This is a genomic window from Apibacter sp. B2966, assembly GCF_011082485.1.
Classification (GTDB): Bacteria; Bacteroidota; Bacteroidia; order Flavobacteriales; family Weeksellaceae; genus Apibacter.
On the sequence record NZ_CP049714.1, the window covers coordinates 427220 to 445487 of the forward strand.

At 27.9% G+C, this 18268-nt stretch carries 12 protein-coding genes; 9 read left to right on the forward strand and 3 right to left on the reverse strand.

Going from position 1 to position 18268, the window contains the following annotated elements:
* Positions 1–2 precede the first annotated feature (2 nt).
* Entirely contained in the window at positions 3–4478 is a 4476-nt protein-coding gene (locus tag G8C43_RS01805; RefSeq protein ID WP_166003703.1) for a hypothetical protein, read from the forward strand.
* Positions 4479–4526: 48 nt separating this feature from the next.
* On the opposite strand, the gene G8C43_RS01810 is transcribed toward G8C43_RS01805, so the two are convergent.
* A complete protein-coding gene (locus G8C43_RS01810) occupies positions 4527–4844 on the reverse strand; it encodes a TM2 domain-containing protein (RefSeq protein ID WP_185152354.1) in 318 nt (105 codons plus the stop codon).
* Between the two features lie 152 nt (positions 4845–4996).
* On the opposite strand from G8C43_RS01810, the gene lpdA reads away from it, so the two are divergent.
* From lpdA to rimO, 7 genes are all read left to right on the forward strand, one after another.
* A complete protein-coding gene (lpdA, locus tag G8C43_RS01815) occupies positions 4997–6385 on the forward strand; it encodes a dihydrolipoyl dehydrogenase (protein WP_166003705.1) in 1389 nt (462 codons plus the stop codon).
* A 157-nt stretch (positions 6386–6542) separates the two neighbouring features.
* Positions 6543–7112: a Maf family nucleotide pyrophosphatase gene (locus tag G8C43_RS01820; protein ID WP_166003707.1), complete on the forward strand. Its 570-nt coding sequence runs from the start codon at positions 6543–6545 to the stop codon at positions 7110–7112.
* 125 nt (positions 7113–7237) lie between these two features.
* Positions 7238–9103: a hypothetical protein gene (locus G8C43_RS01825; protein WP_166003709.1), complete on the forward strand. Its 1866-nt coding sequence runs from the start codon at positions 7238–7240 to the stop codon at positions 9101–9103.
* A gap of 72 nt (positions 9104–9175) precedes the next feature.
* Positions 9176–10513, forward strand: a complete 1338-nt coding sequence (locus G8C43_RS01830) for a peptidylprolyl isomerase (RefSeq protein WP_166003712.1) — start codon at positions 9176–9178, stop codon at positions 10511–10513.
* Between the two features lie 290 nt (positions 10514–10803).
* A complete protein-coding gene (locus G8C43_RS01835; RefSeq protein ID WP_166003714.1) occupies positions 10804–11967 on the forward strand; it encodes a class I SAM-dependent RNA methyltransferase in 1164 nt (387 codons plus the stop codon).
* Positions 11968–12068: 101 nt separating this feature from the next.
* Positions 12069–13031 (forward strand): hypothetical protein, encoded by a 963-nt coding sequence (locus G8C43_RS01840; RefSeq protein ID WP_166003716.1) that lies wholly within the window; start codon positions 12069–12071, stop codon positions 13029–13031.
* A gap of 81 nt (positions 13032–13112) precedes the next feature.
* On the forward strand, positions 13113–14414 hold the full coding sequence (rimO, locus tag G8C43_RS01845) for a 30S ribosomal protein S12 methylthiotransferase RimO (protein WP_166003718.1): 1302 nt from the start codon (positions 13113–13115) through the stop codon (positions 14412–14414).
* Positions 14415–14725: 311 nt separating this feature from the next.
* On the opposite strand, the gene G8C43_RS01850 is transcribed toward rimO, so the two are convergent.
* Positions 14726–15712, reverse strand: a complete 987-nt coding sequence (locus tag G8C43_RS01850; RefSeq protein ID WP_166003720.1) for an aldo/keto reductase — start codon at positions 15710–15712, stop codon at positions 14726–14728.
* 166 nt (positions 15713–15878) lie between these two features.
* Between G8C43_RS01850 and G8C43_RS01855 the strand changes: the two genes are divergently transcribed.
* On the forward strand, positions 15879–16775 hold the full coding sequence (locus G8C43_RS01855; RefSeq protein WP_160566122.1) for a helix-turn-helix domain-containing protein: 897 nt from the start codon (positions 15879–15881) through the stop codon (positions 16773–16775).
* Between the two features lie 162 nt (positions 16776–16937).
* Here G8C43_RS01855 and G8C43_RS01860 read toward each other — a convergent pair whose 3' ends face one another.
* Positions 16938–18005 carry an HNH endonuclease gene (locus G8C43_RS01860; protein WP_166003722.1) on the reverse strand — a complete coding sequence of 356 codons (1068 nt, stop codon included), beginning with the start codon at positions 18003–18005 and terminating at the stop codon, positions 16938–16940.
* Between the last annotated feature and the right edge of the window lie 263 nt (positions 18006–18268).

Below are 18268 nucleotides of genomic sequence, written 5' to 3' on the forward strand. Positions count from 1 at the left end.
TTATGACAAAGTTACTAATTAAAAAAATATTTTTTAAATCATCCAAGGCAATTCTCTATGCTTTTTGCATTTTATTTTTATTACTTCTATCTTTAATTATTGTTATAAATTTACCTTCTGTAAAAGATAAAATAGCAAAAGAGGCACTTTCTTATTTAAACAAAGAATTTAAAACTTCCATTTCTGCTCAAAGAATTGAAGTTGATTATTTTGGAAATCTTACTTTACATAATGTAGTTATTAAAGATCATCATCAGAATAATTTATTAACCGTAAAGGAATTAAAAGGATATTTAAATACCATATCTCTAATTGAAAATTTGGTAATTAAGCATGTTGATGATATCAAAATTGATCAATTGCGCTTACAAGATCCTGTCATCAAAGTAATTACTTATAAAAATGAAAATCATGATAATTTTTCTATTTTCATAGATAATTTTAACTCAGATAAACCATCTCAAAAAAAAGATTTTAAATTAAACGGAAGGGTAGATATAATCAATGGTCGATTTTCAATTGTAAATCAAAATTTACCATTAGAAGATCAAGTCTGGTTAGATACTTCTGAATTAAATTTAAAAGCTTCCAGCGTTGATGTTTTTAATTCGGATGTAAGGGTTTTAGTTGAGCAATTTAATTTCAAAGCTAAAAGGCATAAGGAAAATTATACGGTTTACCAATTTTCATCCGATATTCATTATTCAGAAACAGAGCTTTCTTTCAAAGACCTTCTTTTTGAATCAGATACCTCATTGTTAATAGGTTCTTTATTTTTTAATCACACCAAAGAAAATGGATTGAGCAACTTTTCTGATCAGGTAGCTTGGAATATGGATGTTACCAAAGGAAGTAAAGTATCAGGTAAAGACATACGATATTTTGTAAAAAACTGGGATACTAATTCTATACTTAACATTTCTTCGAAAGTTAATGGTACACTTAATAATTTAACATTAACTAATCCAATCTTATCGGTTAACGGTACTTTTTATTCTTCCCCTAGCTTAGTGTTGAAAAATTTAGTTACTACTGATCCTTCCCAATCTTTTAATATAGAAACCAAAGAAACGCATCTTCAATCTTCATATGCCTCTCTTAATTCATGGTTACCGAAATTTATTTCTAAAGAAATACCCAAAATAGTATCTGAATTTGGAACTATGAATTATATGGGTTCATTTTTAATTGATAAAAAAGACCTTAGTATAAATGGTAAAATGATTAGCTCTTTAGGTACAGTAATAGCGGATGCCCAATTAAAAGATTACGCTTCCCAAAAACCTAGATATAAAGGAAAATTAGAAACATACCAATTAAATTTAGCTTCTTTTATTAAATCAACAACACTAGGTCCCATATCCGCTAAAATTCAATTTGACGGCAGCGGATTTAATCTGGACCATATGGATACTAAATTTGATGCAAAACTGAATAGCTTAGTTATTAATGGTAAAACGATTAATGATATTTCAGCTGTGGGTAATTTAAGAGATAAAATTTTTGAAGGTAAAATTATTTCCGATGATAAATACGCTAATTTTGACTTTAATGGTACAATAAATTTCGCTCAAAAATATATTAAAACCAACTTTGATGTAGATATCCAATCATTAAATTTAGGCTATTTTACTTCTCAAGCCGATAAAAATAAATCATTTAAAGGATTTGTTAAAGCAGATATTGAATTCAGCTCCATTGATGATTTAATTGGACAAATCAACATTAATTCAATTTCTCTAGAAGATAATGGTAAAACTACCAATTATAATGATATTCAAATTAAAACAAGTTTTGAGGAAGAAAATCGAAATTTAGATATTTTTTCTCCGAATATGATTACTGCCAATATTTATGGTAAATACAAATTAGAAGATATTCCTGATATGTTACAGAAAGGAATTGGGAACCTGGTAGCTAATTTTAAAACTAATAAACGATTTGACAATCAAGAGTTTTCATTTATTTTGGATATACAAAAGGATTTATTTGATTTATTAATGATGGATGTTAACTTATCCCCGGGAACGACCATAACAGGAAGGTATGTTGGCAATGGGAATAAGTTACAAGCACAAATGATTTCAGAATATATATATTATAAAAATATCAAACTAACCAATCCGAATATATTTTTAAATACAGAAGATACCTTACGACAATTTATAGGATCTTTATCTTCTCTAAATATAGACAATACGAATATTGAAAAAATCAATTTTTCCGGATATAATAGAAATGATTCCCTTTTTGTTTCCACGAATTTTTATCATGGAAAATATAAAGAAAAACAAACTAATTTTGATTTAAATTTATATCAAACTCAAAAAAATAATGATATTATTATTGGATTTAAACCTTCTAATATTAATTTGGCACAAGCAAAATGGAAACTGAATCCTAATTTTAAATCGGATGAAGCCATTGCGAAATATAATTTACTAACTAACAAATTAGTTTTACAAAAAATTGAATTAACATCTGAAAATTCTGAAATTTTATTGTCCGGAGAATATACCACCAAAAACGAATATACTTTTGATCTGAATTTAAAAGACGTTAAATTAGAAAAAATATTACCTCACAGCTTACTTAAAGATATGTCTTTTGAGGGTGTTGCCAATGGATCTGCCAAAGTACTTAAAAATTCAAGTGAACTTAAACCGCTTGTGGATCTTTATATCGATCAATTGAAATTTAATGGTCAAAATTTAGGGAATTTGGCCATGAGAGCAATCTACGATGCTAAAACCAACCGATATTTACTACAAAGTAAATTAGAAGATTCCGGACAAGATCGTTTTTTAGCTGACGGATATATAGCCAATCAAAATGGTAAGCCTTCTCAATTGAATATAGATTTACAAGCCAATCAAATGAACATTGCTCCTATAGGAACTTTTTTACAAAGTATTTTCTCAAATTTCAGAGGAACTGCCACCGGAAATGTTCAAATTTCAGGAGATATAACTTCGCCTAAATATCAAGGTTCCCTTACAATGTCTAAAGTTGGATTTAAAGTTAACTTTTTAGGGGTTGATTATCAACTTACTAAAGATCAAGATTTACAAATATCTGACGGTATATTTTTATTTGATAATATTGAGTTGATGGATACTCAAAGAAAAACTAAGGGAGTAGTTTTTGGACCTTTAATGACTAAAAATTTTTCTGAATGGGGAATGAACCTAGACTTTACTTCGGATAAACTTTTAGTTTTAAATACTACCATGAAAGAAAATGATCTTTTTTATGGAACTATTTATGCTTCAGGTAATTTTTCCATAACAGGAACAACGGATAAAGGTATTGATATTTCAGCAACTGCCATGGCTCTTGAGGGAAGCAGCCTCACAATAAACAGCAGTAGTACAACTAATGCTACCGACATTCAATTTATCAAATTCATTCCTGAACAACATAAAGAAGGAGATGAAAAAGAAACTAAACCACCTATGGGATTATCCATACGTGCAGACGTTACAGCAGACAATAAATCTGTGGTTAATTTAATTATTAGTCAAGAAACCGGAGATAAAATAGTGGTTCGGGGAGATGCAAAACATCTAAAATTTGATATGTCAAAAGCAGGAGTTATTTCTATGGACGGTACTTACACAATAACCGGTGATAGTAAATATTATTATAATATGTTTGTTAATAAGGATTTTACTATTGTTCCCGGAAGTACTATCCGATGGGAAAATCGTGGTCCTACTGAAGCCGATTTAAATATTCGCGCTTCCTATACCAGATTAGTAAGTAATATTGGCGATTATTTGGGTATATCTACAGTTCCCGCTTCTAATGTAACAGTTTCGGCGTTATTAACCGGATATTTATCTAAACCAAGTTTAACTTTTGATATACAAGCAGATGCTTCTTCTTCGGTTCGTGATCAACTCAATACTAAACTAAATAATAATGAAGGGGAAAAATACAATCAAGTAGCCGGAATTGTTGTTTTTGGAAGCTTTTTATCCGATAAGATGGGAGGTAGCAGTTATGCTTCTTCTGCTTATGATGTAGTATTGAAACAATTAACTTCTGCAATAAATAATATAAGTGGAGTATTTTCTCTGGATGCTAATTTTAATGCCGGTTCAAGAGTCGACGATACAAGTGACCGGATCTCTTTAGACCCTACATTTAAAGTGAATCAAAGGTTATCCATAGTTGGATCAGTTAATATGCCTCTGGAACAAAAAAGTGCTGCCGACGTATGGACCTATGGTGCAAAAATTAATTATGACATATCTAAAAACAATGATAAATCGCTAATTATCAATGGTTTTTCAAAACCTTCCACTTTTGGATTGGAAACATCGGTATTATCCACTACAGGGGCAAATAATCAATCGTATGGCGGGGGGATTGTTTACAAAAAATCTTTTAATAAATTCAGTGATTTATTTAGTAAAAAGAGAAAGAAAAAAGAAATTATAAAGGATAAAAAGGATTCCATTAGTACTAACTAATGGTTTCCAACAATAATTATATCATTCGTTAATTTTTATTTATAGTAATTAAAACCAACCTTTACTATTTAAAATATAGGTCTCATAAAAATCTTTATCGGATTTAGTGAGGTATAGAATTCCTTCAATTAATCCTATAATACCCATTACAATTGCGCCAAAACCACAAGTAAACCATGGAGTTATTAATGTAATAAGTACCATAATTATTCCAGGAGTAATATATCCCAAATAAAATTTATGAACACCAAGACCACCAAGTAAAATACCACAAATTCCGGCTACTATTTTTTTACTATGAGCATTTTTAAGTTGATCCGGTGAAATTTCATATAAATCACTATTAGTTTGATTTGTTTCTTGCATAATACTTTGATTTTAGATTAAATATTTATAAAAAGTAAAATTATAAATTTTTTATATTTATTAACAAAAATTATGCATTTTTTTTGGTTTAAATATATAAATCTTCTTTTTGGAAAAAAAATAGTATTTTTGTCAACAAAATAATCTGTACCATGAATTATGATATTATAGTTATAGGTAGCGGGCCCGGTGGATATGTTGCTGCTATTAGAGCCGCTCAATTAGGTTTTAAAACAGCTGTAGTAGAGCGAGAAAATCTAGGAGGAATTTGTTTAAACTGGGGATGTATACCAACTAAAGCTCTTATTAAAAGTGCTCACGTATATGAAGAAATAAATCATGCTGAAGAATTTGGATTGAATAAAACCGAATCATCTTTTGATTTTTCTAATGTTATTAAACGCAGTAGGGGAGTAGCCGATAAAATGAATAAAGGGGTTGGCTTCCTTATGAAAAAAAATAAAATTGATGTAATTAACGGAAATGCCAAAGTTAAGCCCGGAAAAAAAATAGAAGTTACTGATAAAGAGGGTAAAATAACAGAATATTCAGCATCTCACATTATTATTGCTACCGGTGCAAGATCAAGAGTATTACCTAATTTACCTCAAGATGGTAAAAAAATAATCGGTTATAGAGAAGCCCTTACACTTCCAACTATGCCTAAATCTATGATTGTAGTTGGTTCAGGAGCTATAGGTATTGAATTTGCATATTTCTATGCAACCATGGGAGCTAAAGTAACCGTAGTTGAATTTTTACCTAATATTGTCCCTGTTGAAGACGAAGAAGTTTCCAAACATGTTGAAAAATCTATTAAAAAACATGGTATAGAAGTTATGGTTAATTCTTCAGTTGAAAGAGTTGAAACTCAGGGAGACGGAGTTAAAGCTTTTGTTAAAACAGCGAACGGGGAAATAACTTTAGAAGCAGATATTATTTTATCTGCAGTAGGTATTACCGCAAATATTGAAAATATAGGATTAGAAGAAGTAGGAATATCTACAGATAAAGGAAGAATCCTTGTTGACAGTTTTTACAATACAAACATTCCGGGCTATTATGCCATTGGTGATGTTATTCCCGGCCCTGCTTTAGCCCACGTAGCTTCTGCAGAAGGAATTCTTTGTGTTGAAAAAATTAAAGGTATGAATGTTGAACCTATTGATTATGGAAACATTCCGGGATGTACTTATTGTTCTCCTGAAATCGCTTCTGTGGGAATGACAGAGAAAAAAGCCAAAGAAGCAGGTTATGATATTAAAGTGGGTAAATTTCCTTTTGTAGCATCAGGTAAAGCAACAGCTAACGGTGATACTGATGGTTTTATAAAAGTTATTTATGATGCAAAATACGGTGAGTTATTAGGTTGTCATATGGTAGGTAACGGAGTTACTGATATGATTGCGGAAGCTGTAGCTGTGAGAAGATTAGAAGCTACTTCACATGAAATTTTAACCACTGTACATCCACATCCGACTATTTCAGAAGCATTTAAAGGTGCAACAGAGGCGGCATATGGAGAAGCAATCGATTTATAATATTGTTTAGTTATATAGTTCTGTTTAAATAGTGTGAATTCTTATTCTATTTAAATAAATATATAATGGATGCAAAATATAATTTTAAAATAAAAGACTATCTATTCATAAGATAGTCTTTTATTTTTTAACTTATTGATTATCGAATTACAACTATATGAATACATTTAAAATTATTTTAGCTTCTCAATCTCCACGAAGACAAGAACTTTTAAAAAGTTTAAATTACAAATTTGAGACCCTACATTTAAATATAGATGAAAGTTATTCTCCCTTATTAAAAGAAAATCAAATTACCGAATATTTAGCAGAGCAGAAATCGAAACACTATGGAGAAGTAGCTGATCAAACGGTTGTGATCACAGCGGATACCATTGTCTGGATGAAAGATCATGCATTGGAAAAACCTGAAAATTTCGAACAAGCAAAAAAAATGTTGTTTGAATTATCAGGAAATTCACATAAAGTGTATACTTCTGTAGGATTTTCAACCAAAAATGATTTTAAGGTTTTTACGGATTGTACAGAAGTTCATTTTTTACCTATGAATGAAAAAGAAATTGAATTTTACCTATCTCATTTCAAACCCTATGATAAATCGGGTTCTTATGGTATTCAAGACTGGATAGGGTTGGCTAAAATCGATAAAATAAACGGTTCATTTTTTACTATTATGGGTTTACCAACGCATATAGTCTATGAATATCTTGAAAATCTAACCCTTTAACCCATCTTATATATAGTATAGCTGTAAAGTAATTACAATCAAAATATTCCATTATTTAAAGAGTTAAAAATATTTTCAGAGTACTAATTCTTTATATATTTTTGTATCATATAAAATAAGTAAAAGTGAAAAAATCCATAAGTGTTTGTTTATATTTTTTTACCTGTATTGTATTTTCACAATCGGTTTTAATGACCATAAATAATGAAATTATTTATACCAATAATTTTGAAAATAATTATAGAAAAAGTTTAGAACTGCTTGGAACGGACAAAACTATAGACAATTATATTGACTTTAATCTTCTTAAACAATATGCACTTGCAAACAACATAGAAAATTCTATAGGTTTTCAGACAGAATTAGCCAAAGGAGCTGAACAATTAAAAAACAGCTTATTTTATCCTTCTGAATTTCTTGAACCGTTACTGCGTGATTATTATAAAAAAATTCTGGTTGAAAAAAAATTTCAATTGTTGGTTTTTAAAAATGAATTTTTAACCAACAAAAATGAAACTTATAAAAGCAAATTTATAAATTCAATTATAGATACCATCGGTAATGATCCCTTACGCTTTGAAAAAGCCGTATCAAAATATTCAATGCTTTCGGATTTTAAAAAACCTTCTTATTTAAATATATTCGCTTTAAATAAAAAAATGGTGGATGCTATATATAATGCACCGCTTAATCAGGTAACTACATTTGTAGATGAAAATGATAATATATATCTTATTTTGGTTTCCAATGAAAGAAAATACTTAGGTGAAGTATCTTTAGGCCAAATATATATTCCGGATACTTCTCGATTAGGTAAAATTGAGATTGATAAAGTTTATAAAAAACTTAAACAAGGAGAAAGCTTTTCTAAAATTAAAGATGAAATCTTTAAAAATTATAATGTTTTAAATAAAAATAATATTCTTTCTAATGAGGAAGTATATACATATGTGGTTAATCAAATTAAATCCGAACCTAATAATACTTCGGATTATTCTCAGCCCATTAAATTAGAAGATGGTTATGTTATTTGTGAATATTATTTTAATGATAATTATGATTCATATTCAATCGCTAGAAATAAAATATACAACAGCTTAAAAAAATCAGAAGAAATCAAACGGTTAAACGATTTATTAATTTTGAAATTAAAAAAACAACCTTTTTATAAAGAAAATTTTATCCATCTAAGTAATTTTATTTCTTCTTTACCTCAAACTTATAATCAATTTACTGATTTTACTATTCCAAATAATGAGACAATTATTACTATTGGAGATTCCTATACACTTACCTTAAATGATATACTGGTAAATCTTAAAAAATATTTAAATTCTGAAAATTATTTTGAAAGAAATCAATTAATTTTTGATTATTTAAATAAATGGGGGAAAGATAATATTTTGGAGTTTTACACGACACACTTTTTCGAATTCAACACAGCTAAAAAAAATTATGAGAATATTAAAGATCAACTTCTTATTAAATATGCACTTAATTTAATTGCTTACGAAGCTCAAAACGATAAAATCGGTCAAAAAAAATTTTTACATGATCAAGCTGCTCGATTGACCTGGAAGGAAAGAATTGAAGGTACTTTTTATTATTGTCTCAATTCTGATATAGAAACTAAAGTCCTTAACTGGTTAAAAAATAAAAAGTCAATAAACTTTATAAAAAATCAATTTGAAGATAAACGTGAAGAATTAATAATTGAAGAAGGTAGAAAGACTCGAGAATCTCTTAATTTGCCTGTAAATAAAAAATTAACCAAAGGATTATATGTCGTTGACAGTAAAAATAGAAGATTGATAATAAATATTAAAAAAATAATTAAAAATGATAAAATGAGTTTAGATGATCTTCAAAAATATTATTTAAATGAATTCATTGATTATAAAACGTCACAAACAATTAAATTATTGAAAGAGAAAGCTGTTGTCACATTGGATTCAAATCAAGTAAAAAGATTAAAAGATATTTATAAATGATAACGTTAAAAACTAATATAAACACTAATTACTCATAAAAGAATTTTAAATTTGCAGAATATAAAAATTAAAATGAATAGATTATTTATAGTTGTAACCTTTTTTATGGCTACCTTCATTTTTGCGCAAGAAACAAAAATTGATGGAATTGTAGCTGTCGTGGGAAATGAAATTATTACAGAAACTGATGTTAAAGAAGGTGAAAATTACGCTCGATCTGAAGGACAAACCGTAACTGATAGATGCAGCTTTATAGAAAATATGATGAAAGAAAAAATTATTTTATATAAAGCAAAACAAGATACTCTTATAACTGTTAATAAAGATGAAGTAGCCAGAGAGGCTGAATCACGTATTGAAGGATATAGAAATTATTTTGGTTCAGATGTCAATATTCTAACCAATTTCAAATTTAAAACCATGGGTGAGCTAAGAAGTTTACTCGAAACAATGATTAAAAATCAAATGTATACTCAAAGGAAAATGGCTGACATAACCAAAAATGTAGACGTTTCTCCAGAATATTTAAAAGATTTTTACAAAGCTCATGAAACGGAATTTCCTACTTTAAATGAAGAAATCGAATATGGGCAAATCTATATGTACCCTAAATTAACTGAAAGCCATAAACAAGAATTGATTGATCAATTAAAATCTATAAAAAAACAAATTGAAGAAGGAGCCAGTTTTGCTGACATGGCTAAAAAATATTCACAAGATCCGGGTTCAGCTGCTAATGGTGGACAAATTTTAAATGTTAGAAGAGAACAAATGGTAAAAGAGTTCGATGCGGTTGCTTTTGGATTGGAAGAAGGACAAATATCCGAACCATTTGAAACTGAATATGGATTCCATATTGTTTATCTTGAAAAAAAGAAAGGTCAAGTGATTGATTTAAGACATATATTATTAATGTCTGTTCCTAATCAAGAAGAAATTAAAACAGCTATAAAAAAACTGGAAGATATCAGGGAAGATATTAAATCAGAAAAAATAACATTCAATCAAGCTGCTTTAAAATATTCTGACGATAAATATACTAAATACAATGGCGGTTTATTATCAAATTCTCAAACCGGTGATAACAGATTTGAAAAAATAAAACTACCTACTAAAGTGCTTTATAACCTTTCAGGACTTGGAAAAGGAGATTTATCCGAAGTATTTGAAGATAAAGAAAATAACCGAACGGTTGTAAAACTATTGAAAATAACCGATGTTATTCCGGCTCACAAAATGAATTTAGAAATTGATTATAACAGAATCAAAGGCTTTGCTCAGAAAACTAAAGAAAATGAAGTAATTGAAAAATGGGTAGAAGCGCAAATTCCTTCAACCTTTATAACAGTTCAAGATGAATATAAAAAATGTAACTTTTCTATCGATTGGTTACAAAATAAAAATAGATAATTAGTAAACTATTAGTTAAAAAGCCCTGTATTACAGGGCTTTATTTTTTTCTATAAACTTCATTAGTATATGCGAATGTTTTTTATAATTTATCTGAAATCAATAACTATTGATTCATTAATTATTTCGGTTCAACTAATAATTGTACTCAATTACCAATTTCTAAAAAAAGTAATCCTATATTTGAAAAATATTTTAAGAACCCATAAGATCTAATAAAAAAATATTTTAAATAAAATTTAATATATTCCTATTAACACATTTAACTTCATTTTAATTGAAATATTATAATGTTTGCTAATAACGATTCCTTTACGATGCAAGCCAAAACCTTTTATGGTTTAGAAGATATGCTTGTACAAGAACTAAAACAATTAGGTGCTTCTCAAATTGTTAAAAAAAACAGAGCGGTTGAATTCCTTGGTGATTTAGGATTTTTATATAAAGCGAATTATTCTTTAAGAACAGCCCTGAAAATTTTGGTGCCCATACACCATTTTAAAGCTAAAAATGAAACTATTTTTGAAAAGGAAATAAATAAAATTCCTTGGGAAAATTATTTTTTCAATTCGCAATCTTTTGCAATTGATGCAACGGTATATTCCGATTATTTTAAACATTCCCAATACATTATGTTAAAAATGAAAGATGGAATCGTTGATCGTTTCAGAAAAAAATTTGGCAAAAGACCCGATATTGAAAGATTCAATCCGGATATAAAATTCCATCTACATATCAGTAACCAAGAAGTTACTATATCTTTAGACAGCAGTGGAGATCCACTCTTTAAAAGAGGTTATAGAAAATCTCATTTTGAAGCTCCCATAAATGAAGTATTAGCTGCCGGATTATTGAACTTAGCAGGATGGGACGGAAAAGGAAATTTTCTTGACCCAATGTGCGGTTCGGGCACTTTGTTAGTAGAAGCCGCCATGATCGCTTTAAATATGCCTCCGCAATTGCATCGAAAACAATTTGGGTTTATGAATTGGAAAAATTTCGATTTGGAGTTATTTAACAAAATAAAAGATACTCGAATTAACAGGATTAAAGATTTTTCAGGTAAAATAGTCGGATATGATATTTCTGATAAAGCCTTAATTTCTGCAAAGAATAATATTGAAGCAGCAGATTTGTCAGAATTTATAGAATTAAAAAATCAGGATTTTTTTACTTCACAAAAAGAACTATTTCCGTTATTAGTTGTTTTTAATCCTCCTTACGATGAAAGACTATCCATTACTACAGATCATTTTTATAAAAATATCGGCGATACATTAAAAAATAATTATAAAAATACATTAGCTTGGTTCATTACTTCAGATCTAGAAGCCTATAAAAAAATCGGCTTACGTCCCTCAAGAAAAATTAAAATTTATAACGGGAAATTGGAATGTCGTTTTTTTCAATACGATATTTATGAAGGAAGTAAAAAAAATAAGATAATAAGTTAAAAATTAGTGAAAATTGATGATTATAATATAATAATTTAGTACATACAGTTAAATTTGCTATATTTTAATAACTAACAACGGTTATATAATAACAGTAAATTATGAAAATCGCTTTAATATCTTTAGATTATTATAGATATGATAAATATATTATCTCTGCAATGAAAGAACTAGATATAGAAGCAATTCATATTGATATTTATGCAAACAGATATAGGTATCCCAATTTATGGGTTCGATTAAAAAATTTAATTAATAAATCATTTTTTAATACTAATATCAAAAGAACCCATCTGGAAAAATTAATTAAAAATGCTTTATCTAAAAACGATAAATTTGATAAGATCGTTATTATTCATGCAGAATGGTTATCTCCTGAAACTTTAAAATTTTGTAAACATACAAGTAATGAAATGATTGCCTACCATTACGATGGTATTAAGCGTATGCCTTCTATTACAGATACTTTTAAATATTTTGATAAAATTTACAGTTATGATAGAAATGATGCTGAAAAATATAATTTAAAATTTATACCCAATTATATTTATGAGCAAATGGAAGATAGAAATCTTAATGAGCAAAAAATAGCTTTCAATATTTCATCATTAGATAATAGAACTCCCATATTAGAAAAAATTGCAAAAATTTTAGAAAATAAAAATTATCCCTATGAATTTCTGGTTGTAAATCGTAACCATTTTAATTTTTACACTCAAAAATTCAAAACCAAGATTAAATATTTAAATAAAATGGTTTCCAGAGATGAAGTTCTTGAAAAAATTAAAAGATCTAATCTTATGGTTGACATACAAAGGCCTGAACAAATAGGCTTGACATTTCGTGTATTTGAAGCTTTAGGACATCATAAAAAATTGATAACTACCAATAAAGACATTATCAATTACGATTTTTATAATCCTGCGAACATTTTAATTATAGACCCTGAAAATATTGAAATACCGGATGAATTTTTATATTCAAAATACGAGATAGTTCCGGATCATATACTTAATAAATACCATGTTAAAACATGGGTTAAACAAATTTTAGAATTAAATTGATCAAAAAACTATTTGATTGTAATCAATCCTGTACATTTCATAAAAATATAAATAAATTTGCCTTATTAAAAATAACAGCGAATGCGAACAAAATCTGTTGGGAAAAAAAAAATTAACGTTATAACTTTAGGCTGTTCTAAAAATATTTACGATTCTGAAGTTCTCATCAATCAATTAAAAGCCAATAACAAAGAGGTTGTTCATGAACAAAATGGAGACATTGTAGTAATTAATACATGCGGATTTATAGATAATGCCAAAGAAGAAAGTATTAATACAATCTTAGAATGTGTCAAACAAAAAGAAGAAGGAACTATTGAAAAAATATTTGTTACCGGATGCCTTTCGGAAAGATATAAACCCGATTTAGAAAAAGAAATTCCTAATGTCGATCAATATTTCGGTACTCGTGAATTGCCATTATTACTAAAAGCTTTAGGTGCTGATTATAAACATGAATTGGTAGGAGAAAAATTAATTACCACTCCCAGACATTATGCCTATTTAAAAATTTCGGAAGGTTGCGATCGACCATGTAGTTTTTGTGCAATTCCTTTAATCCGTGGAAAGCATATTTCAACTCCCATTGAAGAACTGGTAAAAGAAGCTCAATCGTTGGCTCGAGGTGGAACCAAAGAATTAATTTTAATTGCTCAAGATTTAACCTATTACGGTTTAGACTTATACAAAAAAAGAGCTCTCGCAGATTTATTAAAAGAGCTTATTAAAGTGGAAGGTATTGAGTGGATTCGTCTGCATTATGCTTTCCCTACAGGATTTCCTATGGACGTTCTGGAACTTATGAAAAATGAACCTAAAATTTGCAATTATATTGATATTCCTCTCCAACATATTTCTAGCGATATATTAAAATCCATGAAAAGAGGAACTACCAAAGAAAAAACCAACCGATTGTTGACTGATTTCCGTTCGAAAGTTCCCGACATGGCAATTAGGACAACCTTAATTGTAGGCTATCCGGGAGAAACTCAAGAACATTTTGAAGAATTAAAAAATTGGGTTATAGAACAACGATTTGATCGTTTAGGTTGCTTCTCTTATTCTCATGAGGAAAACACGTCCGCTTATTCATTAGAAGACTCTCTTTCTGAAGAAGAAAAAATGAATCGTGTAAACGAAATCATGGAAATTCAATCTCAAATTTCTTGGGAATTAAATCAAGAAAAGATCGGTAAAACCTATAAGTGTATTATAGATAGAAAAGAAGGAGATTATTATATTGCCCGTACTGAATATGATTCACCGGATGTGGACAATGAAGTTTTAATTTCAGCCCATGATGTATATTTATCCGTAGGAAGTTTTGTATCTGTTAAAATTAATCGTGCAGAAGATTTTGACCTTTATGGCGAATTAGTTTAGTAATCCTATTTATTTAAAATTTTGCCGGTTATCAATAATCGTTTTTATCATCTATTCATTTGATTAAAAAAATTCTTATTTACGCATTTGCTTCTACATATTGGTAAACAATATAAAAATGGGACTGATATATAATTTATATCAGTCCCTTATATAAAGTTACATTTACTTAAATTATATGACAATCAACGGTTGTCACAAATAAGCAAAAAAAAAATAATATAATTGATTGATTTTTCGGCGTTTATTAACTCATATAAAATTACTTAGCAATTTTAACTCATTACAAACCCTATCCAACTATAATTCTTTTAATTCTTATCAATCATTTTATTAAGATTTTCCGGATATCGATCTCCAACAATATTAATTTTAGACAATCCTTCATTGATTCGATTTAAAACTTCAGGACTTAATTTTAGAGAAGTAGCTTCTATGTTTTCTTTCAAACGATTTAATTTAGTAGTACCCGGTATGGGAACAATCCATGGCTTTTGAGCTAATAACCAAGAGATAGCAACTTGGGCAGGTGTTGCATTAAGTTCTGTACCGATAGATTTTATAAAATCAATTAATACAAAGTTTTTTTTCCTGTTTTCAGCCGATAAACGAGGAACTATATTCCTAAAATCATTTTTGTCAAACCGGGTATTTTCATTAATGGTTCCGGTTAAGAAACCTTTGCCAAGTGGACTAAATGTAACAAATCCTATCCCTAACTCTTCCAGTGTAGGAATAATCTCTTTTTCAGGATCTCTGTAAAATAAGGAATATTCACTTTGCAGAGCAGTAACCGGTTGAACGGCATGGGCTTTTCTTATCGTTTGAGGACCTGCTTCCGATAATCCCCAATGTTTAATTTTGCCTTCTTTCATTAAATCTTTGATTGTTCCTGCCACCTCTTCAATCGGTACATTTTTATCAACTCGGTGTTGATAATACAAATCAATATAATCGGTTTTTAATCTTTTAAGTGAGCCTTCCAAAGCTTTTCTGATACTTTCGGGTCTACTGTCGGGAGGATTGGCAGAATTTCCATCTTTAAATCCAAATTTGGAGGCTATTTTTATTTTACTTCTAAAATCTTTTACCGCTTCTCCTAACAGTTCTTCATTCGTAAAGGGGCCATACACTTCAGCTGTATCAAAAAAAGTTATTCCGGAATCGTAAGCAGTTTGTATTACTTTTATTGCTTCTTTTTTTTCAGTGGACGGACCTAAACCAAAACTTAATCCCATACAACCCAAACCTAATTCGGAAACTTCAAGTCCATTTTTTCCTAATATTCTTGTTTTCATTTAAAAATATTTAATAGTAAATTTATATCAACAAAGATACATTTATAAGATAGCTTTAATTTTATATAATTTACTGAAATTGTTATCAATTTTACTGATTATTAATTTCTTATACGAGTAAAAACATGATTTACGTAAATTTGAATGAATCTAATGATCATCTAAAATGGAAAAAATTATTTCTATAGATAGTGTTAAAACCTATAATACCATGCGAGGAGTTGAAACCACTCATCCATTAGTTAACGTACTTGATTTATCAAAAACTAAACCGATAACAGCTCAAACATTCAATTACGGTTTATATGCCATATTTTTAAAAGAATTAAAATGCGGTGAATTAAAATATGGAAGAAATACGTATGATTTCCAAGAAGGCTCTCTCGTTTTTATTTCACCCGGACAAATTATGAAAGTGGAGCCCAATGTAACCACCTATGCACCTAAAGGATGGGGATTATTGTTCCATCCCGACCTATTACTTGGAACTCAATTAGGTAAAGACATAAAAAAATACTCATTTTTTTCTTATGACAGTAACGAAGCATTACATCTATCCGACAAAGAAAAACAAATGATTTTAGAATGTTTTAAGAATATTCAATATGAAATTGAACAACCTATTGATAAACACAGCAATACACTGATTACTACCAATATTGAACTACTACTAAATTATAGTTCTCGTTTTTTTGATCGTCAATTCGATACAAGAAAAGATATTAATAAAGGAATCTTAGAAAAATTTGAAAAACTACTTTATGAATATTTTTCTTCTGATAATTCAAAAAATTTGGGTTTACCTTCGGTAGCCTTTTGCGCTTCACAATTGAATTTATCATCCAACTATTTTGGAGATTTAGTAAAAAAAGAAACCGGAAAATCAGCACAAGAATATATCCAAGAAAAAGTTATTTATTTAGCTAAAGAAAAAATTTTAGATCTGAATAAAAATATTTCTGAAATCGCTTATGAACTTGGATTTAAATATCCTCAACATTTTACCCGATTTTTTAAAAATCAATTGGGTATTACTCCTAATGAATATAGGAATATCAATTAAAAATTTTTATAAGTATTGGGTATTCAGAATTTTTTATCAAATAATTATTAAGATTTCATATTCTCATAAAGCAAATTTAAATTACACTTTCAGATTTTAATTTGATCATTTTAGGTTATTAAATCTTTATAAACGTATTAATTAAAATAAATAGATGATTAGTTAGTGTAAAAATATTTTTTTAATTTTTAGTATTTTATTATCAATTTTGTATTTAAAATATTCGTCATTATTTTCAATTAATTTAACATTGCCATAATGCATTTGTCTGTGATGATTAGCACATATTGTAATTAAATTACTTATACTTAAAACTCCTTTTTTGCGAGTTGATACTTGTTCAACATGATGAGTTTCAATATAAGTTTTTCCATTTAATTTAATAAAAGAATTAGTTTTATTTCCCAAAGCCTCACAAACAGAACATTTAAAATTATTTAATTCTTTTACTTTATTTGAAATAGCCCCCCTTTCTATATATTTTGAAACCCGATCTTTATCTTCTGGTTGTTTATTTTTCATCCATTCTTCAAGTTTTATAACATCTTGAATTGTATCTGCTAAATTAGGAATGATAATGTTTGATAATTTATTTTCAAGAATTTGATTTTCTTCTAATAAATTTTCTTGAAATAAAAAATTATATAAAAAAATATTTAATTTAATATCATTAAAGTTATATTCACTAACAAATTTTATAATATTATGAACATTATCAGAAGTAAGATAATTAAATCTTCTAGCTAATTTTTTATCATTAGGTAATAAATTTTTTTCTGCCGCTATTTTATTTGTTATTGGAACTGAATTTTGAAAATAATAAATATTGTCAGGTAAAGCCTTAATATTGCCCTCACTATATTTTTCAAATTTTTTTTCATTTATCGTTCGTTTATATTTTTCTCCATATAAAGGATAAACATATAAACCAATAATTTTTTTAAGATTCGAATCTTTGTAATCTCTGCTTGCAAAAAAAACTATTTGTACATTTTTCTTAAGTTTATCTAAAAAAGAAGGAGCATAGCCAATATAATAACCATCTTTTTCTGCTTTGAATTTTTCATGACCAAAATTTAAACTTTCGTTCATAAATCTTTTTTTAATTACATATCCAAAATTGGATTTTAATATATCTTCATCGGTTGGATTATCAGACCATTGATTACTATTCCAAGATATGTTGGCAAGTATACCAAAATATTCTGTAGTTGTTTTCTCGATTTTCATGAAGTTTCAATTTTAAAATAATATTATAATTCTTAGCTAAGATAAATAAAATACGTAAAAATCATCTAATTTATATTATGATAATTATATATGAATAAATTATCACCATAAACATAAATTTGATATAAATTTTTATTATAATTAATTGCTTTCTAAAAATGTTTAACTATCATAAAAAAAAATCTAAATATTAAATAAAGCCAATAAATTATGCAGTATTAATTGGGTTTATTTATAAAATAATTAAAATGAACAATTCCAAA